This is a genomic window from Mycetocola sp. BIGb0189 (genome assembly GCF_024810155.1).
GTDB classification, from domain to species: Bacteria; Actinomycetota; Actinomycetes; order Actinomycetales; family Microbacteriaceae; genus Mycetocola; species Mycetocola lacteus.
This window is the reverse complement of sequence record NZ_JANUED010000006.1, coordinates 93823-112930: the sequence shown is the minus strand read 5'-3', so window position 1 is coordinate 112930 and position 19108 is coordinate 93823. Positions and strand designations below refer to the sequence as shown.

The window sequence follows — 19108 nt, the reverse complement described above, 5'->3', positions numbered from 1 at the left end:
CCGGCACTCGGTGTTTAACCGGACCTGCGCTAGGCTGGCTCGGATCCTTCAGGGGGAAACATGACCGACAACGCCGACTGGCGCCCGCTACTCGCGCTGCTTGCCAACGACACCACCCGAGAGGTGTGGGCCCACCTGATTGTGGGTGGGCAGGAGGCGCTGAGCACGTCCCCGATTCCGCCGCAGAAGGCCGAGCGCTCGCTAGCCGCACTGGAGCGGGCGGGGCTGCTGGACCGGTCTACCCAGCCGTGGACGCAGCATCCCGAGGTCTTCGCGGCCGCGCTCTCCCGCGCAACACCCGGTACCCCGGTGGGTATCGAACGATTTTTGAGCGAAGGCCGTATTCTCAGCATGCCCACGCGACCGGCCGAGCGCCGAGAGCTCCTGGAGCTGGTGGCCGCGCGCACGTTTACCGCGGACATCGACCTGACCGAGCCCGAGGTGAACGAACGGCTCGGGGCCTGGAGTGCGGATGTGGCCCTGCTGCGCCGCCACCTGGTCGATCAGGGGATCCTGGACCGAGACCCCTCCGGCGCGCACTACCGCCTGCCAGGCGCACCCACCGCTCCTCAGCTGCCGGTAGGGCCGGCTCTGGGATAGCGCGCTCCCCTCCCCCACCGAACGTCCGCACCTACCGGAGTTTCTCGGCCACCGAGGGCTACGATAACGACCGGCGGGTATTCTGAGGTTCAGACGCTCCAGAACACGCCTTCAGCGGCCACGGCACGCCCCTGAAGGCACCCCGAAACATCACCGGAGCCACCCCAGCACCTTCCCGAAACCTCCCCCGGATCCTTCCCAGCCTCGAATCGAGACACCGTGTCCCCGTCAGATGCAGCATCCGCCTCCGCTTCCCCGGTGAACTACGGCGGCGCGGCCACCCCCGTGGGATTTCGTGAAATCCGATTCGACCTGTGTGTCGGCTCGGGCGCGGCGCTGCACGCCGAGGTAATGGCAGACGTCGATTCCTGGCGGCTACACCACGAGTCCGGGCTGCTGGTCAGTGCGAACGGGACGGCATCGGAGATCGTGGGCGAAACCATTCGGATGCGCTACCGCCCGCTGCGGCGTACGGTCCCGATCACCATCACCACCGTGCACTGCGCCATCCTCTGGGCCGGCGAAGCGCCCGAAGGACCGGGGCTTGATCTGCTGCCCGGGTCGATCGCCCGCGGCTTCGGATATGAGGCAGACCCCCGGCACCGCGAGGAGGGGCAGGAGCACTTCCTGATCACCCATGAGCCCGATGACACCGTCTGGTTCCGCCTGCGCGGCTTCTGGCGGCCGCGTGCGCCCCGCTGGAGTCCGATCTATCCGCTGACGCTCCTCGGGCAGTCCTATGCCTCCCACGGCTATCTGCGCGCGCTCAGACGCCTCACGCAGCAGCGCTAACCCAACCCTTGCCGCCGTCGGGCACCTGGCACCGGGCTCCGGGAGCCGACGGGCGTCTCACGGGCTACTCCCCATCGCGATAGCCGCGCGGATTCCCAAACTTCCGGGTACAACAAAGCGGGTCCGCCTCCCCGAAGGGAAGCGGACCCGCTCCTGTGTTACTGAACCTTAGTGTGCGAAACGACCGCGGTAGAACTCGTATACCCAGCCGACCAGGGCGACCAGGACGATCGGGGCACCGAACCATGCCAGCCAGAAGTTACCCTCCTGGGCAACCGAGATGCCGATGATGACCACCGAGGCACCGCCAACCAGAACGAACGGCCACCAGCTCCACGGAGCAAAGTGTCCCAGCTCCGGGTCGGCGTCGTCGATGTTCGCGGCCACGTTGTCCTCGGGCAGCTCGCCACCCTGAGCCCGGTAGACCAGACGCAGGTAGAAGGCGATGAAACCGGAGAGGATGGCCGAGAGCAGCAGCGCCACGGTACCCACCCACTCGACACGGCCGTGGGCCGGGTCGGCGACGTTCCAGAAGGTGTAGACACCCGCCAGAATCAGGCAGAAGACGGCGAGGATCCAGAGGATCGAAATGTTGGACTTCATTACTTCGCTCCTCCTTCTTCAACGGTCGTAATTGCCGGGGTGTCGCGGCCGGTGAACTCGGCTGCCTCCGGGTGGTTCAGGTCGAACGCGGGACGCTCGGAGCGGATCCGCGGGATCGACGTGAAGTTGTGACGCGGCGGCGGGCACGAGGTGGCCCACTCAAGCGATCCACCGTAACCCCAGGGGTCGTTCACGGTGACCTTCGGTGCCTTGCGGGCGGTGATGTACACGTTCAGGAAGAACGGGATCAGCGAGACCGCGAGGATGAAGGATCCGATGGTGGACAGCTGGTTCATCCAGGTGATGTTGTCCGCGGGCGAGTACGTGTAGTAACGACGCGGGAAGCCCATCACACCGATCCAGTGCTGGATCAGGAAGGTGGTGTGGAAACCGATGAACAGCAGCCAGAAGTGCCAGTAACCCAGCTTCTCGTTGAGCATCTTGCCGGTCCACTTGGGCCACCAGAAGTAGAATCCGGCGAACATCGCGAACACCACGGTACCGAACACCACGTAGTGGAAGTGTGCGATCACGAAGTAGGTGTCGGAGACGTGGAAGTCAAGCGGCGGCGATGCCAGGATCACACCGGTCAGACCACCGAAGACGAAGGTAATCAGGAAGCCGAGCGACCAGATCATCGGGGTCTCGAAGGTGACCGAACCGCGCCACATGGTACCGATCCAGTTGAAGATCTTCACACCGGTCGGCACGGCGATGAGCATGGTCATCAGCGCGAAGAATGGCAGCAGGACCGAACCGGTCACGTACATGTGGTGTGCCCACACGGTCACCGACAGGGCGGCGATCGCGATGGTTGCGTAGACCAGGGTCTTGTAACCGAAGATCGGCTTGCGGCTGAACACCGGGAAGATCTCGGACACGATACCGAAGAACGGCAGGGCGATGATGTACACCTCGGGGTGACCGAAGAACCAGAACATGTGCTGCCACAGCATCACTCCGCCGTTTTCGGCGTCGAAGATATGGGCACCAAATACTCGGTCGGCGGCCAGCGCAAACAGTGCGGCGGCGAGGACCGGGAAGGCCATCAGAACCAGCAGCGAGGTCACCAGGGTGTTCCAGGTGAAGATGGGCATACGCCACATCGTCATACCCGGGGCACGCATCGTGATGATCGTGGTGATGAAGTTCACGGCACCGAGGATGGTACCGAAACCGGACATCGCCAGTCCCAGAACCCAGAGGTTTCCACCGATACCCGGTGAGTATGTCTGACTCGACAGTGGCGCATAAGCGAACCAACCGAACGAGGCGGCACCCTGCGGGGTGAGGAATCCACCCACGGCGATGAGGCTACCAAAGACGTACAGCCACAGGGCGAAGGCGTTCAGACGCGGGAAGGCCACGTCGGGAGCACCGATCTGAAGCGGCATCAGGGCGTTTGCGAAACCCGAGAACAGCGGGGTTGCAAACATCAGCAGCATGATCGTGCCGTGCATGGTGAACAGCTGGTTGTACTGTTCCTTGGTCTCGATCACGGTGAGACCGGGCTCGAAGAGCTGTGCACGGATCAGCAGCGCCATGACGCCACCGATGCAGAAGAAGATGAACGACGCGATCAGGTACATGTACCCGATGGTCTTGTGGTCGGTGGAGGTGATCCACTTGACCAGGATGTTTCCCTTGCTCTCAACCTTCGAACGGTTGAGGACACTGGCCTGACCGGCCGGGATGTTCAAAGTAGTAGACATCGTTTAGTGACCCTCTCCCTTTTCAGCCTCGGCAGGCTTGTCGATGCCGGGAAGGTTCTGGTTACGGTTGAACTCGCTACCGAAGTTTCCGACGTTACCGGCGGCCTTGAGGTCGGCGAGGTGCTGGTCGTACTCAGCCTGGGAGACTACCTTCACGTTGAAGAGCATCATCGAGTGGTCCTGACCACACAGCTCCGCACACTTACCCACGAACTCGCCTTCGCGCTGCGGGATGAACGACATGTAGTTGGTCTTACCCGGGTACATGTCCTTCTTGTAAAGGAAGTCCACTACCCAGAAGGAGTGGATGACGTCACGCGACTCCAGGGCAATCTTCACGGTCTTACCTACGGGGAGGTAAAGCTCCGGAATGCTCTTGGGGTCGAGCTCGCCGGGCTTGCCGCCCTCGAGCTGACGGGCCTGAACACCGGCGGTCCAGACATCCTGTCCGTCTACCGACTTGGGGTACACGAAGTCCCAGGACCACTGCTTCGCAAAGACCTGAATCTCCACGTCGGGGTGATCGTACTGGGTTTCGATAGCCGCCTGATCGCGTGCGGTGAAGGCAAAGAAGCCCACCACCAGGATCAGCGGAATCACCGTGTAAAGGATCTCGATGGGCATGTTGTACCGCATCTGCACGGGCAGGCCGGTCTGGCCCTTCCGGCGACGGTAGACAACAATTGCCCAAATGATCAGAGCCCACGTCAGAACACCGACGACGAGCAGGACAATCCACGAGTGAGTCCAGAGGGCAGCAACCCTCTCGGTGTGGTTGGTTACGGGGGTCTCACCCTCGTTATTGAAGCCGGGGAGATAGCCGTGAAGCTCGGCCTGGGTACAACCGGCTAGCACCGCGACAAGCGCGGCGGCTAACGGGAGTGAAGCCCAGCGGAGTCTACGTTTCGAGCGCACCTGGGACCTTTCGCAAAGACACTATTGGTTCAGCGTCCAGTGTATCCCGAATGTGGGGCACGTTCGGGACCATTCAGGCCCAAAGCTCTACATACGTACGTTCATTTTCCCAAGAAAGACTGAAAAAACGCCGAATGGGGCCCAAAATGGGCCCCATTCGGTCGGAGTGTCGAAGTTATCTCGATTTAGGCGAACGAGTCTCCACACGCGCAGGAGCTGCCCGCGTTGGGGTTGTCGATCGTGAAGCCCTGCTTCTGGATGGTGTCCTCGAAGTCGATGGTGGCACCATCGAGGTAGGGAACACTCATGCCATCCACGATGACCTCAACGCCGTCGAAGTCGACGGTGACGTCACCATCGAGGAAGCGCTCATCGAAGTACAGCTGGTAGATCAGGCCCGAGCAGCCACCGGGCTGCACGGCTACGCGCAGGCGCAGGTCGTCGCGACCCTCCTGGTTCAGCAGGCTACGAACCTTGTCGGCCGCGGTATCGGTCAGCGCCACACCGTGGGCGGGGGCCTCGGTCAGGGTTGTTGCGTCGCTCATGTTTCTCCTTCGTGACGGGTGCCGCGGTGGACACGGTCTTCAACCAGGATAACCGCGATCATCGATCGGGGATTCCCGGAATTCAGAAAATTATTTCGTCTGGTTGTTCAGACGCGCCAGCAGCAGCGCCTCGGTCAGCGTGGCGCGGTGGAACACACCCAGGTGCAGGGACTCGTTCGGGCTGTGGGCGCGTGAGTGCGGGTCTTCGACGCCGGTGATCAGGATCGCCGCCTCGGGGAACTCGCGGACAAGGTCGGCCACAAACGGAATCGAGCCGCCGATCCCGAGCTCAACCGGGGCAACCTCCCAGGCGTCGGCCATGGCCTGCTTGGCCGTGGTGACGATGGGGTGGCTGGTGTCCACCAGGAACGGACTGCCGGTGTCGATGTCATCAATCGAGAGCTGCGCGCCAAACGGGGCGTTCGCGCGCAGGTGCGCGGTGATGGACTCGACCGCCTGCTGCGGGTCCTGCCCCGGAGCGATGCGCACGCTCACCCGCACGGTGACCGCGGGGATCAGCGTGTTCGAGGCGTTCTGCATGCTCGGCGCGTCGATGCCGGTCACGGTGATCGAGGGCTTGTCCCACATCCGGCCCAGAATCGATCCGGTTCCAATCGGAGACACACCCTCGGTGAGTCCGGTTTCCAGGCGCAGCTGAGCCTCATCGTAGGCGGGGGTCTCGGCCTCACGCACAATCAGGCCTGGCACGGCCACCGAACCCTCGTCATCCCACAGCGTGTTGAGCAGGCGGAAGGTTGCCAGCATCGCATCCGGGACCGCTCCCCCGAACATGCCCGAGTGGGACGCGTGATCCAGCGTGCGCACGGTGAGGCGGAAGGTGACGTTGCCACGCAGACCCACGGTCAGCGCGGGGGTCTCGGTGTCCCAGTTGGCCGAATCGGCCACCACGATCGCGTCACCGGCGAGTTCGGTACGGTGCTGAGCGAGGAAGTTAGCAAACGAACGAGATCCAAACTCCTCCTCCCCCTCGATGAACAGGGTAATCCCCAGGCTGAAGTCGGTACCGGCGACCTCGCGCAGCGCACGAATGGCACCGATATGCGACATCACACCGGCCTTATCGTCGGCCGAACCACGCCCATAAAGGCGGTCCCCCACCACGGTGGGCTCATAGACGGGGGTGTTCCACTCGGCGTCGACCCCGGGCGGCTGGACATCGTGGTGCGCGTAGAGCACAACGGTGGGGGCTCCGGCCCGTGCCTTGCGGGTCGCCAGAATGGCGGGCTGACCCAGCTCGGTCGAGCCCTCAAGCGGTGCCTGCGAGATCACCACGTCGTCAAAAACGCCGGTGTCACGGGCGAGTTCGGCGATGGCCTCGGCGCTCTTGCGGACGTGATCGTGGTCGAAGCCGTCCCAGGCCACGCTGGGAATCCGCACCAGATCGCCCAGATCGGCGAGGGTGCGCGGCAGCTGATTCTGCACGGTCTCGCGCAGGCTCAGCTCAATCGGATCGTGCAGGTTTTGCGGGATGGTGTGGTTCGAGGCGTTCATACGGGTAATCTTAGAGCGTAACGCCAACCCAAGGATCAATAAGTGACTAAGCAGACTAACGGCACGCCGGCAGAGCCGGGCATGGAATCCCTCGAACAGACCGAGGCGCGGCTGAACGCGTCCGCTGGTAAGGGACGCCCCACCCCCACCCGCAAGGAGCGCGAGGCGGCTAATAAGCGTCCCCTCGTTCCGAACGACCGCAAGGAAGCGGCCAAGCAGGCTCGCGCCCAGATGTCGGTCGAGCGCGAAAAGGCCCGTGTGGGCCTCGCCAACGGCGAAGAGCGCTACCTCCCCATCCGCGACCGCGGACCGCAGAAGAAGTTCGTCCGCGACTTCGTGGATGCCCGCTTCAGCGCCGGCGAGTGGCTGATGCCGCTGCTGCTGCTCGTGGTCATCGCCTCCTTCATTCAGGACACCCGCGTGGCCGCCTACTCCCTGTTTGTGGTGTGGGGTCTGCTGCTGATCGCAATCCTCGACTGCGTCTTCCTCGGCCTGCGTCTGCGTCGCAAGCTCACCGCCAAGTACGGCTATGCCGAAAAGGGTGTGCGCTGGTATGCGGCAATGCGGGCCCTGCAGATGCGCTTCCTGCGTCTGCCCAAGCCGCAGGTGCGTCGCCGTCAGTACCCGCAGTAACCGGTCCCAGACCACACAAAACACCCGCCGAGATCTTCTCGGCGGGTGTTTTGTTATGCGCGTGTTTGCGCGGCAGGCTAGACCCGGCGCGCGGCGCGGATCCCGGCCAGGCCACGGTTGAGCTCGCGGCCCCACAGCGGGCCGCGGTAGATGAAGGCCGAATAGCCCTGCACCAGCGTGGCACCGGCCTCAAGGCGTTCGCTCAGCTCCTCGGCGGTCTCCACGCCGCCGGCGGAGATCACACACAGCTCGGCGGGGACGGCCGCACGAATCAGACGCAGCACCTCGAGCGAGCGAGCCTTGAGCGGCGCACCGGAGAGACCACCGGCACCCATGCCCGCAACCTTCTCGGCAGGGGTGTCCAGACCGTCACGACTGATCGTGGTGTTGGTCGCGATGATGCCGTCCAGCCCGGTGGAGACCACCAGCTCGGCGATCTTAGCCACCTGGTCGTCCTCAAGGTCCGGGGCGATCTTCAGCAGCAGCGGGGTACGGCCGGCGGCGGCCTTCACCGCGGTAAGCAGGGGCTCCAGGCGGTCCAACTCCTGCAGGCCGCGTAGGCCCGGGGTGTTGGGTGAGCTCACGTTGATGACCAGGTAGTCGGCGACCGGTGCCAGGAGGCGGGCGCTCTCCAGGTAGTCCTCGACCGCGTTGTCCACATCCACCACGCGGCTCTTGCCGATGTTGATCCCGATCACCGGCAGCGCCTTGCCGCTGGCGCGCAGGGCTCGAATGCGCTCGGCGGCGCCGTGGTTGTTAAAGCCCATCCGGTTGATCAGCGCACGGTCGGCGGGCAGGCGGTAAAGGCGAGGCTGGGGGTTGCCCGGCTGCGCGTGGGCGGTGATCGTGCCCACCTCGATGTGGCCGAAGCCGAGCACTCCGAGGCCCTCGATCATCGTGGCGTCCTTATCGAAGCCGGCGGCGATCCCAAACGGGGTCGGGAAGGTGATCCCCAGGGTACGCACCGAGAGATCCGCTCCCCCGGCTGTGAACTTTCGCGCGGCCCGGCCGAGTCCCACCCGAGGAATGGCCCGGATCGCGGTGGCCGCGAGGTGGTGTGCCTGCTCGGGCGAGAAGCGGGTCAGAACGGTTTTGAACAGGAACGGGTACATGCGGGGTCCAAGCTGGGCGTGGGCGAACGGGAAATAAGGGGAGTCTGGTTAGGCGGTGCCGGCACGCAGCGCGGCGATCGCCGACTCGAAGTCCTCGAGCGATTCAAACGCCTGGTACACGCTGGCAAAACGCAGGTAGGCCACCTCATCCAGTTCGCGCAGCGGCTGCAGGATGGACAGGCCGATCTCGTTGGCGTTGATCTGGCTGGTGCCGGTCTGCCGGATGGTCTCCTCCACGGTCTGCGCGAGCATCGCCAGATCCGGATCGGTGACCGGGCGTCCCTGGCACGCCTTACGCACACCCGCCACGACCTTGTCGCGGCTGAAGGGTTCCACCACGCCCGAGCGCTTGATCACGTTCAGGCTCGCGGTCTCCGAGGTGCTGAATCGACCGCCGCACTTGGGACACTGCCGGCGTCGGCGAATGGAGAGGCCGTCATCGCTGGTGCGCGAATCGATCACCCGAGAGTCGGGGTTGCGGCAAAAAGGACAGTGCATCGGGGTACCAGACTACTGAGCGGACGGAAGAAAACGGATCGCGACGGCATCACCGTGCGCGGGCAGCGCCTCGGCATCCGAGAGCGCGCGAATGCCCGCGGCAACCTCGTTCAGCCCCACCGGGCCGTACTCGATGATCTGCTGCGGACGCAGGAAGGTGGCGGCACCGAGGCCCGCCGAGAAGCGGCTCTGACCGCCGGTGGGCAGCACGTGGTTGGATCCGGCGAGGTAGTCGCCCAGGCTGACCGGGGAGTGCTCCCCCACGAAGATCGCGCCGGCGCTGGTGATGTTTCCCAGCACCTCGGTGTTGTGCGCGGTCTGAATCTCCAGGTGCTCGGGGCCGTAGGCGTTGCTGAACTCGGCGGCGGCCGCCAGGTCGGCAACCAGCACGATCGCCGACTGCGGACCGGCCAGGGCCTGGGCCACGCGGGCGGAGTGGGTGGTCTCGGCCGTCTGGCGGGCTAGCTCGTCACGCACCCGTTCGGCAAACTCGGCCGAATCGGTGACCAGCAGCGAGGCGGCCGCCTCATCGTGCTCGGCCTGGCTGATCAGGTCGGCGGCCACATAGGCGGCGTTGGCGTGCTCATCGGCGATCACCAGGATCTCGGTGGTACCAGCCTCGGAGTCGATACCCACCTGGCCCTTGACCAGGCGCTTGGCGGCGGCCACATAGATGTTGCCCGGTCCGGTCACGATATCCACCGGCTCCAGGCCGATGTCCGGCACACCGTAAGCCAGCGCACCAATAGCGCTGGCACCACCGATCGCATACACCTCGGTAATCCCCAGCAGGCCGGCGGCACCCAGCACCACCGGGTGCACGTTGCCATCGAAGTCGCGCTGTGCCGGCGAAGCCAGCGCAAGCGACCCCACGCCGGCAACCTGTGCCGGGACCACGTTCATGATCACACTCGACGGGTACACGGCCTTGCCGCCGGGGACGTAGAGACCCACCCGGTCCACCGGCTGCCAGCGCTGCACGATGCGCGAGTCATCGGTGAGCTCGGTCACCTGGGATGCGGGTACCTGAGCGGCGGATGCGCGACGCACCCGCTCGATCGCGGTCTCCAGCGCCGCGCGCACGGCGGGATCCAGCGCCTCCACGGCGGCGGCAATGGCCTCGGCCGACACCCGAATGCTGGTGGGCTCGCCCCCGTCGAAGCGACGGGCATGCTCGCGCAGCGCCGCCTCGCCACCGGTGCGCACCTCATCGATGAGGGTGCTCGCGGCTGTCATCGCGACGGAGATGTCCACGGTGGGACGCGGCAGGAGGGCGGTGAGCTCGGCACGGCCGGGGCGGAGCTCGCGAAGATCAATCGTCTGAATCATGTCGACGCCCAGTTTAGCGGGTTTTCGGGTATCTCCGCGGCGAGACGGGCCGGGTATCCCCCGAGAATCCGGTGCACACCCGTCCAGGGTTAATCCAAACGAGCCGGGACGCGCTTTCGCACATTCCCGGCCCGTTATATATCGCGAAGGTTATCCGCGGGTGAGGTTACTCAGATCGTGCAGAATTCCGATTCGACCGTCGTCGGTGCGCAGCACCAGCGCGGTACCCCGATCCTCAACCGCGAGTACCCAGGCACCCGGTCCCATCTCGAACAGCACGGACTGGCCATCCACGCTGTGCACCGGACGCGGGGTGTAGCTGTAGACCCAGAACGGTGCGGTCCGCACCGGCTCAGCCGGTGCGCCCGCGGACACACCAAAGCCGGCGGCACCCGGGGTGGGCTGCGTGGCACGCGGACGCGGCGTCGGAGTGATCACGCGGGGTGCGCGGGCGGCCGGAGCCGCCGGAACCTCCTCGCGCTCATCGAACTCGGACTTGAAGATCGGCAGGAACGGCGCGAAGGTCGAGGTGAACAGGGTCGCCAGGGCGAGGATGGTGCCCACCGGAAGTGACCAGTTGATCTGCCCGGGGACGGTCAGCACCGTGTAGGCCGACACAAACAGGACGTAACCGACCGCGGCGATCACCGTGGCAACCGAGGCGAACTGATCCACCGAGAGCGAACCCACCCGCCAGGACACCCGGGGAACCAGGCGGCGCAGCAGAACCAGGGCCAGCGCAATCAGCGGCAGAATCGACACGGCCACCGGCATCGGCGCGAACTGGAGGTTCCACAGCGTCAGCGGGGCACCGAACTGGCCCAGGTGGAAGGCCGGCACAAATGAGATCAGCACCAGCAGCGCGCTGAGGATCACAAAGAGAACCTCGCGCAGGGTGAACACTCCCACGGTTCGGACCGGACGCGGCTCACGCGCGGCGCGAGCGGGCTGCCCGGCCCCGGGCTGTCCGACAAACTGCCCCACCGAGAACGAGCCCGCGGCCGGGTGAGCTGCCGACTGATCGCCGGGCTGCCCCACCGGATGCCCCGCGGCCGAGTGTCCCGCACTCGCGGCGGCACCCTGCGCGAACCCGGGAAGCTGCGCAGCCTGCTGATCCTGCGCGAACCCGGGAAGCGGCGTCGCCTGCTGGCTTGCGTGCGGCGGCGTGAAGGTGTCGGCGAAGGGGGCCACAACCTGTGGTGCCTCGGCCGCACGCTCCAAACGCTCCCACACCCCGGTTTCGGCCCGCTCGTCGGCGGGCTGCTCGGGTGAGGTCGGGTTCTCTGGTGTACTCATCGGGTCCTCTCATGAACACGGGTAGTGCGGGGTGAATTCAACCTAACCGAGGCAGCCGGGACCAAGCAATGATTTGAGCTCGCCGAAGAGGTCCGGGCTCACCCGAACCGGGTAGTTTGGCACCTCAAACACCCGCGCCACGTCTCCGCGGGTGAGTCGCACCCGCAGCTCGCCGTCGCCGCGGTGGCGCTCCAGGATCTCGCGCAGGTTGGCGATTACCGGTGCGGTCGCCCGGGCGTCGGGCATGGTCAGGAACAGCGTAGTGTCGCCATCCTCCTGGACAAACTCGGGTGCCATCAGGCTGTAGGCGTGCAGGTTCATGCCGTCATCCCGCATCGAGACGCGCCCGCGGACCACCACGATCGAGTCTCCCAGCAGCATCGGACCAAACTCCTGATAGCCCTTGCCCATGAACATCACGGTAATCTCACCGCTGAAGTCCTCGACGGTGATCATGCCGTACTGGTTGCCGGACTGCTTGGCCACGCGGTGCTGCACGCTGGTCACCAGCCCCGCGATGGTCACGGTGTCGCCGTCCTGGGTGGACTCCGAACTCATCAGATCGAGGATCGTCGTGGTGGCATGCTTGGCCAGCTGGAGTTCCAGACCGGCTAGCGGATGGTCGGACACGTAGAGGCCCAGCATGTCTCGCTCAAAGGCGAGCTTGTCTTTCTTAGACCACTCGGGACGCACGGGAATCGGGTCGGATTCCTGCGGGTCGTCGAACAGGCTGTCGAAGTCAAACGCGAAGTCGCCATTGGACTCCTTACGCTTGGTCTTCGCCGCATCCTCCACCAGGTCCTCAAACACCTCGGAGAGCGCGCGCCGGGTATTGCCCATCTCGTCGAAGGCACCGGCCTTAATCAGCGACTCGATCGCACGCTTATTGGCCACCTGCAGCGGCACCTTCTTGAGGAAGTCGGGCAGGGTTGCATAGGCACCCTTTTCCTCGCGGGCCGAACGGATACCCTCCACCACGTTGCCACCCACGTTGCGGATCGCACCGAGACCGAAGCGAATGTCCTCGCCGACGGCGGCGAAGAACCCAATCGACTCGTTCACGTCCGGCGGCAGCACCTTGATGCCCATCCGGCGACACTCGTTGAGGTAGATCGCCAGCTTGTCCTTGGAGTCTCCCACCGAGGTGAGCAGCGCGGCCATGTACTCGGCCGGATAGTGCGCCTTGAGGTATGCGGTCCAGTAGGACACGAGCCCATAAGCGGCGGTGTGAGCCTTGTTGAAGGCGTAGTCGGCGAAGGACTCCAGCACCTTCCAGAGGGCGTCCATTGCCTCCTGGGAGTAACCGTTGCTGGCCATTCCGGCAAAGAAGTCGGCCTGCTGCTTATCCAGCTCGGACTTCTTCTTTTTACCCATCGCGCGACGCAGCACGTCGGCCTGTCCCAGGCTGAATCCGGCGAGCTTCTGCGCCGCACTCATCACCTGCTCCTGATACACGATCAGGCCGTAGGTTCCACCGAGAATCTCCTCAAGCGGTGCCTCAAGCTCGGGGTGAATCGGGGTGATCGCCTGCTGCTTGTTTTTTCGCAGGGCGTAGTTGGTGTGCGAGTTCACACCCATCGGGCCCGGACGGTAGAGCGCGAGCACCGCGGAAATGTCCTCGAAGTTGTCGGGCTTCATCAGGCGCAGCAGCGAGCGCATCGGCCCGCCATCCAGCTGGAACACGCCCAGGGTGTCTCCACGCGCCAGCAGCTCATAGGAGCCCACATCACTCAGGTCCAGGTCTTCCAACACCAGGGTCTCGCCCCGGTTGGACTTAATGTTATCGAGGGCGTCATCGATGATCGTGAGGTTGCGCAGCCCCAGGAAGTCCATCTTGATCAGGCCGAGGCTCTCACAGGCCGGATAGTCGAACTGGGTGACGATCTGGCCATCCTGCTCGCGCTTCATGATTGGGATGATGTCGATCAGTGGATCCGAGGACATGATCACACCCGCGGCGTGCACACCCCACTGACGCTTGAGGTTTTCCAGGCCCAGCGCGGTCTCGAAGACCTGCTTGGCCTCGGGGTCGGTCTCGACCACCGTGCGAACATCCACCGCTTCCTTATAGCGCGGGTGGTCCTTATCGAAGATGCCGGTGAGCGGGATGTCCTTACCCATGATCGCCGGAGGCATCGCCTTGGTGAGCTTCTCGCCCATCCCGAAGGGGAAGCCCAGCACCCGCGAGGAGTCCTTGAGCGCCTGCTTGGCCTTAATCGTGCCGTAGGTCACGATCTGAGCCACACGCTCGTCGCCGTACTTGGCGGTCACATACTGAATGACCTCCCCACGGCGACGGTCATCGAAGTCGACGTCGAAGTCGGGCATGGACACACGCTCGGGGTTGAGGAACCGCTCGAAGATGAGACCGTGCTGGATCGGGTCCAGGTCGGTGATCTTCATCACATACGCGACCATCGAACCGGCACCCGAACCACGGCCCGGCCCCACCCGGATGCCGTTCTTCTTGGACCAGTTGATGAAGTCGGCCACGACGAGGAAGTAACCCGGGAAGCCCATCTGGATGATGACGCCAACCTCGTAGTTGGCACGCTCGCGCACATCCGCGGGAATACCGTTGGGGTAGCGCTCGTGCAGGCCCTTCTCGGTCTCCTTGATGAACCAGCTGTCCTCGGTCTCCCCCGCCGGCACCGGGAAGCGCGGCATGTAGTTGGCCTTGGTGTTGAACTCCACGTTGCAGCGCTCTGCGATGGCCAGCGTGTTGTCGCAGGCCTCCTCGTAGTCTCGGAAGAGGTGGCGCATCTCCTCGGCCGACTTGAGGTAGAACTCATCGGCGTCGAATTTGAAGCGGTTGGGGTCATCCAGCGTGGAGCCGGACTGCACACACAGCAGCGCCGCATGTGACTTGGCGTCGTGCGCGTGGGTGTAGTGGAGGTCGTTGGTGGCCACCAGCGGAATGCTAAGGTCCTTGGCAATCTTGATCAGGTCGCCCATGACCTGCTTCTCGATCCCCAGACCGTGATCCATCAGCTCGCAGAAGAAGTTCTCCTTGCCGAAGATGTCCTGGAACTCCGCGGCCGCCTTGATCGCCTCGTCGTACTGGCCCAGGCGCAGGCGGGTCTGAACCTCTCCCGAGGGGCAACCGGTGGTGGCGATCAGGCCCTTGCCGTAGGTCTCCAGCAGTTCGCGGTCCATACGCGGCTTGAAGTAGTAGCCCTCAATCGAGGCCAGCGAGTTCAACCGGAACAGGTTGTGCATACCCTCGGTGGTCTCCGAGAGCAGGGTCATGTGGGTATACGAACCCGAACCCGAGACGTCGTCTCGCGAGCCGTCGCCCCAGCGCACCCGGGTGCGGTCGGTGCGGTGCGTGCGCGGGGTCAGGTAGGCCTCGGTACCGATGATCGGTTTGATTCCCGCATCGGTTGCCGTGCGCCAGAAGTCGAACGCACCAAACACGTTTCCGTGGTCGGTCACGGCGACGGCGGGCATCCCCGATTCCTTGGCGGCCTCAATCAGCGGTTTGACCCGCGCCGCTCCATCGAGCATCGAGTACTCGCTGTGCACGTGAAGGTGGACAAACTGCTTATCCGAAGGGGTCAAAACTGCTCCGCTACTTCTTCCGAGGATGAACTTCTAGGATACCCCTCACCACCGACCGGGGCACACGCAAAAACACCCCGCGAGTGATCGCGGGGTGTTTTTGGAGGGTCAAACCGGGGTTGCCTCTAGTCGTTGCGCAAAATCTCCAGGGCGTGTTCCAGGTCCTCGGGATACGGCGCCTCAAAGGTGACCCACTCGCCGGTACCCGGGTGGGTAAAAGCCAGCTGTCGGGCGTGCAGCCACTGCCGGGTCAGGCCCAGACGCTCGGCCTGCTGAGCGTCGCCGCCATAGAGCGGGTCGCCCACGCAGGGGTGACGCTGCGCGGCCATGTGCACACGAATCTGGTGGGTCCGTCCGGTCTCCAGGTGGATCTCCAGCAGGGATCCGCGCAGGAAGGCCTCGAGGGTCTCATAGTGGGTGATCGAGTGCTTACCGTCGGTGGTGATCGCGAACTTCCAGTCGTGACGCGGGTGGCGTCCGATCGGAGCGTCGATCGTCCCGGCCAGCGGATCGGGGTGACCCTGAACCACGGCGTGATAGATCTTCTCCACCTCGCGGTCGTGGAACTGACGCTTGAGCTCGGTGTACGCCCGCTCGGACTTGGCCACCACCATCAGGCCGCTGGTGCCCACGTCGAGGCGGTGCACGATGCCCGCCCGCTCGGCGGCACCCGAGGTCGAGACGGTGTAGCCGGCACCAGCCAGGGCACCCAGCACGGTGGGACCGGTCCAGCCCAGCGAGGGATGGGCGGCCACACCCGAGGGCTTGGCCACCACGATGATGTCCTCATCGTCGTAGACGACGTCGAGGTCCTCCACCACAACCGGAACGATCGTGGGTTCGGCCTTGGGCGTCCAGGACACCTCAAGCCAGTCCCCCGCCGACAGTCGGTCGGACTTGCCCAGGGTGCGTCCGGCCAGGGTAACCCCGCCCAGATCGGCAACCTCGGCGGCGAAGGTGCGGGAGAATCCCAGCAGCTTGGCCAAACCGGCATCCACCCGGGTGCCCTCGAGCCCGTCGGGCACGGGAAGGCTACGGCTTTGCATCGGGGTTCTCCTTGGAGATGTGGGAGCCATCGATCAGATCGGGCTCAATCGGGGTCATCACCTCGGCCGCCTCGGCCTCCGCACGCGCGCGTTCGGCGCGCTGGGCGGCGCGGCTGGGCGCGCGGGTTCCGTCCAGATTGATGCCCATGAACGAGAGGATCAGGAACAGGCCCATCGAGGACACAATCAGGATGTCCGCGACGTTGTACACGGCCGGCAGCATCCACGGCGTCGAGATGAAGTCCACCACGTGTCCCAGCCCAAAGGAGGGCTCACGGAACAGTCGGTCGGTGAGGTTACCCAGCACCCCGCCCAGCAGCAGGCCGATCATGACGGCCCAGGCACGGGAGCGGATCTTGCCACGGCGGGCAAACACGATGATCGCGATGACCACGGCGGACGCCAGAATCGAGAAGATCCAGGTCATGCCGCTGGCCAGCGAGAACGCGGCACCGGGGTTTTTAATGTAATAGAACACGAGGAAGTCACCGATGATCGGGACCGGCTCGTGCAGGGTCAGGTTGGTGGTGACCAGATATTTGGCGAACTGATCAGCAGACAGTCCCGCCGCGGCGATGATCACCAACAGCGGGACTGCCCACTTACCGGTTCTGGCCGGAGATTCCTGCGACAAGAACTTACTTCGAGGAACCGGTGCCCGACTGCTCGTCGAGCTCCTTCAGCTGGCCCTCGATGTAGCCGCGCAGCTGCTTGCGGTAGTCGCGCTCGAACGTACGCAGCTCGTCGATCTTGGTCTCCAGGACAACCTTCTGCTTGTCGAGGATCTCGACCTGTGCACGCTGCTTGGCCTCGGTCTCGGCGATGAGGCGGGCGGCGGTGGCGTGACCCTCGGCGATCAGCGCGTCGCGCTTCTCGGTGCCCTCCTTGATGTGCTCATCGTGCAGACGACGGGCAAGCTGCAGCAGGCTCGAGGAGCTCTCTGCATCATCACCGGCCGGTGCGGCGGCGGCCGGAGCGGCGGCAACCGGCACGGGCACGGCGGAAACCGGTGCCGGTACGGCGGCCACGGGGGTGGTGCTCGGAGCGGCAGCCACGGGAGCGTTGCCGCTCTCGTAGGCCTTCAGGCGCTCGGCGAGCTCCTGGTTTTCCTGGGTCAGACGACGCAGCTCAACAACGACCTCATCCAGGAAGTCATCAACCTCATCCTGGTCATAGCCCTCGCGGAACTTGGTCTGCTGGAACTGCTTGTTGACTACATCTTCCGGAGTTAGCGCCATGGCTGTTCACCCTTACTTGTAACGACAGATTGCGGATTTGATATCCCCACGGTTGCGAGGACCCAAAAACTTTATGGATGACCCCGCCAGAAGACGAGGGTCGTGACACTTCACCCTACCGTGAAGCGCCTAAATACGGAGAAAGTTGTTTACGAGTGTCATCGCAATGAGGACACAGAACATTGTGATGCTCCACCCGAAGTCGAGCATCGCCCCACCGATTCGCACCGGAGGGAGGATCCGCCGAAAGAACCGAATCGGCGGATCCGTCACGGTGAACACGATTTCCGCGATCACCATGAGGGCTCGGCCCGGACGCCAGCCCGGCCGGATGGAGCGGAAAAGCTCCAGCGCAAACCGCGCCCAGAGGATCAGAAAGTAGAGGAGGAGCAGGTTCCCAATAATGAACCGGAGAAGACCAATCACCGCGAAATCAACTACTGCTGAGCGAAGAAGGTGTTCTCGGCGTCCGCGGACTCGGCCGCGTCACCCAGGATTGCCACGTGCTGCGGCGAGAGCAGGAATACCTTGCTGGTCACACGCTCGATCTTTCCGCCCAGGCCCTGGGAGAGGCCACTGGCGAAGTCGATCAGGCGACGCGCGTCACCGTCGCTCATCTGCGACAGGTTGATGATGACCGGCACTCCCTCGCGGAAGGTCTCGGCGATCACCTGGGCATCCTTATACTGCTTGGGGTGCACGGTGAGGATCTCGTTGAGCTCGTTCGGCGCGGCCTGACGGGTCACGGTCGGACGGCGCAACGGGGTGACCGAGGCACGCACGGGTGCCTGGACCGGAGCTACCGGAGCCGGAGCGGGTGCGGCACTGGCGGGCGCGGCGGGTTCGGCCGCCTGCGTCTGTGCGGCAGCCTTCTGCTGAGCCTCCTGATACTCGAGGTCATCATCAGCCAGTCCCAAATAGACCATGGTCTTCTTGAGCGGGTTGGACATTGGTACCTCCGATTTTCGCGCGGTTCTTAGGAAAATGTTAACGTGGTCAGCGGCGATTGCCGGTGATTGCGGAACCAATTCTCAGGTGTGTCGCACCCTCGGCAATGGCTTCGGCAAAGTCGTGGGACATCCCGGCAGAGATATACCGGGCGTCTGGTTTGAGCGTACGCACGCGATCTGAGAGTTCGCGCAGACGCTCGAAGGCGATCCGCGGGTCGCCCTCCAGCGGTGCCACGGCCATGACCCCCTGCAGGCTCAGTGCCGGCGCCTCGAGCACGCGGGTCGCCAGGGCGAGGACATCGTCGGGGTGCACACCGCCACGGGCGGGGTCATCGGTCAGGTTGACCTGAATGAAACCGGGCAGCGGGGGCGCGTCGGGAAACTCGGGGTCCACCTGGGCGAGGGCGTCCACGACGCTGGCTCGATCCAGCGAGTGCACACTGCTGGCGTAGCGCCGCACCTGGCGCGCCTTCTTGGACTGGAGCTGGCCGATGAAGTGCCAGCGCAGACCGATCAGGTCCGCGGTTTCCTCGGCCTTGTCCCGGGCCTCCTGATGGCGGTTCTCCCCCACGTCGCGCACACCGAGGGCATACAGGTCACGGACGAGGTCGGCCGGATGAAACTTGGTGACCACAATCGTGGTGATGTCCTCGGGGCTACGACCCGCGGCGCGGGCCGCGGCGTCAATGCGCGCGGTCATCTCGGCCAGCGCCGCGGCGCGGGTGGGATCGGTGAGCACGGGGGTGGATGCCGCAGCGGCGGCGAG

19 protein-coding genes are annotated in these 19108 nt (G+C 64.6%); 3 read left to right on the top strand and 16 right to left on the bottom strand.

Annotated elements, in window-relative coordinates:
- The first annotated feature begins 60 nt into the window (after positions 1 to 60).
- Together M2390_RS10755 and M2390_RS10750 are read left to right on the top strand one after the other, a co-directional pair.
- The gene (locus M2390_RS10755; RefSeq protein WP_259178622.1) at positions 61 to 600 is read left to right on the top strand and encodes a DUF2087 domain-containing protein; all 540 of its coding nucleotides are present in this window, start codon (positions 61 to 63) and stop codon (positions 598 to 600) included.
- Positions 601 to 819: 219 nt separating this feature from the next.
- Positions 820 to 1392 (top strand): DUF1990 domain-containing protein, encoded by a 573-nt coding sequence (locus tag M2390_RS10750; protein WP_259178621.1) that lies wholly within the window; start codon positions 820 to 822, stop codon positions 1390 to 1392.
- Between the two features lie 168 nt (positions 1393 to 1560).
- Here M2390_RS10750 and M2390_RS10745 read toward each other — a convergent pair whose 3' ends face one another.
- The 5 genes from M2390_RS10745 to M2390_RS10725 form a co-directional block, all read right to left on the bottom strand.
- Positions 1561 to 1995, bottom strand: a complete 435-nt coding sequence (locus M2390_RS10745) for a cytochrome c oxidase subunit 4 (RefSeq protein WP_121687964.1) — start codon at positions 1993 to 1995, stop codon at positions 1561 to 1563.
- On the bottom strand, positions 1995 to 3707 hold the full coding sequence (ctaD, locus tag M2390_RS10740; RefSeq protein WP_121687965.1) for a cytochrome c oxidase subunit I: 1713 nt from the start codon (positions 3705 to 3707) through the stop codon (positions 1995 to 1997). The genes M2390_RS10745 and ctaD overlap by 1 nt, the downstream gene beginning before the upstream one ends.
- A gap of 3 nt (positions 3708 to 3710) precedes the next feature.
- Complete coding sequence (gene coxB, locus M2390_RS10735) at positions 3711 to 4622, bottom strand: cytochrome c oxidase subunit II (protein WP_259178616.1); 912 nt, start codon at positions 4620 to 4622, stop codon at positions 3711 to 3713.
- Positions 4623 to 4807: 185 nt separating this feature from the next.
- Positions 4808 to 5167, bottom strand: a complete 360-nt coding sequence (gene erpA, locus M2390_RS10730) for an iron-sulfur cluster insertion protein ErpA (RefSeq protein ID WP_030143341.1) — start codon at positions 5165 to 5167, stop codon at positions 4808 to 4810.
- 90 nt (positions 5168 to 5257) lie between these two features.
- Positions 5258 to 6679 carry a dipeptidase gene (locus M2390_RS10725; protein ID WP_259178614.1) on the bottom strand — a complete coding sequence of 474 codons (1422 nt, stop codon included), beginning with the start codon at positions 6677 to 6679 and terminating at the stop codon, positions 5258 to 5260.
- Between the two features lie 81 nt (positions 6680 to 6760).
- Here M2390_RS10725 and M2390_RS10720 point away from each other — a divergent pair, with 81 nt between their 5' ends.
- The gene (locus M2390_RS10720; protein WP_183091922.1) at positions 6761 to 7312 is read left to right on the top strand and encodes a DUF3043 domain-containing protein; all 552 of its coding nucleotides are present in this window, start codon (positions 6761 to 6763) and stop codon (positions 7310 to 7312) included.
- A 77-nt stretch (positions 7313 to 7389) separates the two neighbouring features.
- Here the strand turns inward: M2390_RS10720 and M2390_RS10715 are convergent, their stop codons facing one another.
- The 11 genes from M2390_RS10715 to M2390_RS10665 form a co-directional block, all read right to left on the bottom strand.
- Positions 7390 to 8424, bottom strand: a complete 1035-nt coding sequence (locus M2390_RS10715; RefSeq protein WP_259178613.1) for a quinone-dependent dihydroorotate dehydrogenase — start codon at positions 8422 to 8424, stop codon at positions 7390 to 7392.
- Between the two features lie 48 nt (positions 8425 to 8472).
- Positions 8473 to 8922: a transcriptional regulator NrdR gene (nrdR, locus tag M2390_RS10710; protein WP_121687970.1), complete on the bottom strand. Its 450-nt coding sequence runs from the start codon at positions 8920 to 8922 to the stop codon at positions 8473 to 8475.
- A 12-nt stretch (positions 8923 to 8934) separates the two neighbouring features.
- Positions 8935 to 10251, bottom strand: coding sequence for a histidinol dehydrogenase (hisD, locus tag M2390_RS10705; RefSeq protein WP_259178612.1), 1317 nt, complete (start codon positions 10249 to 10251; stop codon positions 8935 to 8937).
- A gap of 150 nt (positions 10252 to 10401) precedes the next feature.
- Entirely contained in the window at positions 10402 to 11547 is a 1146-nt protein-coding gene (locus M2390_RS10700) for a hypothetical protein (RefSeq protein WP_259178611.1), read from the bottom strand.
- Positions 11548 to 11589: 42 nt separating this feature from the next.
- Positions 11590 to 15054, bottom strand: coding sequence for a DNA polymerase III subunit alpha (dnaE, locus tag M2390_RS10695; protein ID WP_396823001.1), 3465 nt, complete (start codon positions 15052 to 15054; stop codon positions 11590 to 11592).
- 179 nt (positions 15055 to 15233) lie between these two features.
- Entirely contained in the window at positions 15234 to 16154 is a 921-nt protein-coding gene (locus M2390_RS10690; protein ID WP_259178609.1) for an RluA family pseudouridine synthase, read from the bottom strand.
- Positions 16141 to 16788 carry a signal peptidase II gene (gene lspA, locus M2390_RS10685; protein ID WP_259178608.1) on the bottom strand — a complete coding sequence of 216 codons (648 nt, stop codon included), beginning with the start codon at positions 16786 to 16788 and terminating at the stop codon, positions 16141 to 16143. The genes M2390_RS10690 and lspA overlap by 14 nt, the downstream gene beginning before the upstream one ends.
- 4 nt (positions 16789 to 16792) lie before the next feature.
- Positions 16793 to 17392, bottom strand: a complete 600-nt coding sequence (locus M2390_RS10680; protein WP_259178607.1) for a DivIVA domain-containing protein — start codon at positions 17390 to 17392, stop codon at positions 16793 to 16795.
- A 129-nt stretch (positions 17393 to 17521) separates the two neighbouring features.
- Complete coding sequence (locus M2390_RS10675) at positions 17522 to 17818, bottom strand: YggT family protein (RefSeq protein ID WP_121687976.1); 297 nt, start codon at positions 17816 to 17818, stop codon at positions 17522 to 17524.
- An 11-nt stretch (positions 17819 to 17829) separates the two neighbouring features.
- Positions 17830 to 18342 (bottom strand): cell division protein SepF, encoded by a 513-nt coding sequence (locus M2390_RS10670; protein WP_121687977.1) that lies wholly within the window; start codon positions 18340 to 18342, stop codon positions 17830 to 17832.
- A gap of 46 nt (positions 18343 to 18388) precedes the next feature.
- Complete coding sequence (locus M2390_RS10665) at positions 18389 to 19042, bottom strand: YggS family pyridoxal phosphate-dependent enzyme (RefSeq protein WP_259178852.1); 654 nt, start codon at positions 19040 to 19042, stop codon at positions 18389 to 18391.
- Positions 19043 to 19108: the final 66 nt, after the last annotated feature.

What these genes read in the sequence shown, in the direction of transcription:
- M2390_RS10680 (WP_259178607.1), bottom strand. Translation starts at nt 17,392, where the DNA reads ATGGCGCTAACTCCGGAAGATGTAGTCAACAAGCAGTTCCAGCAGACC.
- M2390_RS10720 (WP_183091922.1), top strand. Translation starts at nt 6,761, where the DNA reads ATGGAATCCCTCGAACAGACCGAGGCGCGGCTGAACGCGTCCGCTGGT.
- M2390_RS10755 (WP_259178622.1), top strand. Translation starts at nt 61, where the DNA reads ATGACCGACAACGCCGACTGGCGCCCGCTACTCGCGCTGCTTGCCAAC.
- M2390_RS10725 (WP_259178614.1), bottom strand. Translation starts at nt 6,679, where the DNA reads ATGAACGCCTCGAACCACACCATCCCGCAAAACCTGCACGATCCGATT.
- M2390_RS10690 (WP_259178609.1), bottom strand. Translation starts at nt 16,154, where the DNA reads ATGCAAAGCCGTAGCCTTCCCGTGCCCGACGGGCTCGAGGGCACCCGG.
- M2390_RS10745 (WP_121687964.1), bottom strand. Translation starts at nt 1,995, where the DNA reads ATGAAGTCCAACATTTCGATCCTCTGGATCCTCGCCGTCTTCTGCCTG.
- dnaE (WP_396823001.1), bottom strand. Translation starts at nt 15,054, where the DNA reads ATGCTCGATGGAGCGGCGCGGGTCAAACCGCTGATTGAGGCCGCCAAG.
- ctaD (WP_121687965.1), bottom strand. Translation starts at nt 3,707, where the DNA reads ATGTCTACTACTTTGAACATCCCGGCCGGTCAGGCCAGTGTCCTCAAC.
- nrdR (WP_121687970.1), bottom strand. Translation starts at nt 8,922, where the DNA reads ATGCACTGTCCTTTTTGCCGCAACCCCGACTCTCGGGTGATCGATTCG.
- M2390_RS10670 (WP_121687977.1), bottom strand. Translation starts at nt 18,342, where the DNA reads ATGTCCAACCCGCTCAAGAAGACCATGGTCTATTTGGGACTGGCTGAT.
- hisD (WP_259178612.1), bottom strand. Translation starts at nt 10,251, where the DNA reads ATGATTCAGACGATTGATCTTCGCGAGCTCCGCCCCGGCCGTGCCGAG.
- M2390_RS10715 (WP_259178613.1), bottom strand. Translation starts at nt 8,424, where the DNA reads ATGTACCCGTTCCTGTTCAAAACCGTTCTGACCCGCTTCTCGCCCGAG.
- M2390_RS10665 (WP_259178852.1), bottom strand. Translation starts at nt 19,042, where the DNA reads ATGACCGCGCGCATTGACGCCGCGGCCCGCGCCGCGGGTCGTAGCCCC.
- M2390_RS10700 (WP_259178611.1), bottom strand. Translation starts at nt 11,547, where the DNA reads ATGAGTACACCAGAGAACCCGACCTCACCCGAGCAGCCCGCCGACGAG.
- erpA (WP_030143341.1), bottom strand. Translation starts at nt 5,167, where the DNA reads ATGAGCGACGCAACAACCCTGACCGAGGCCCCCGCCCACGGTGTGGCG.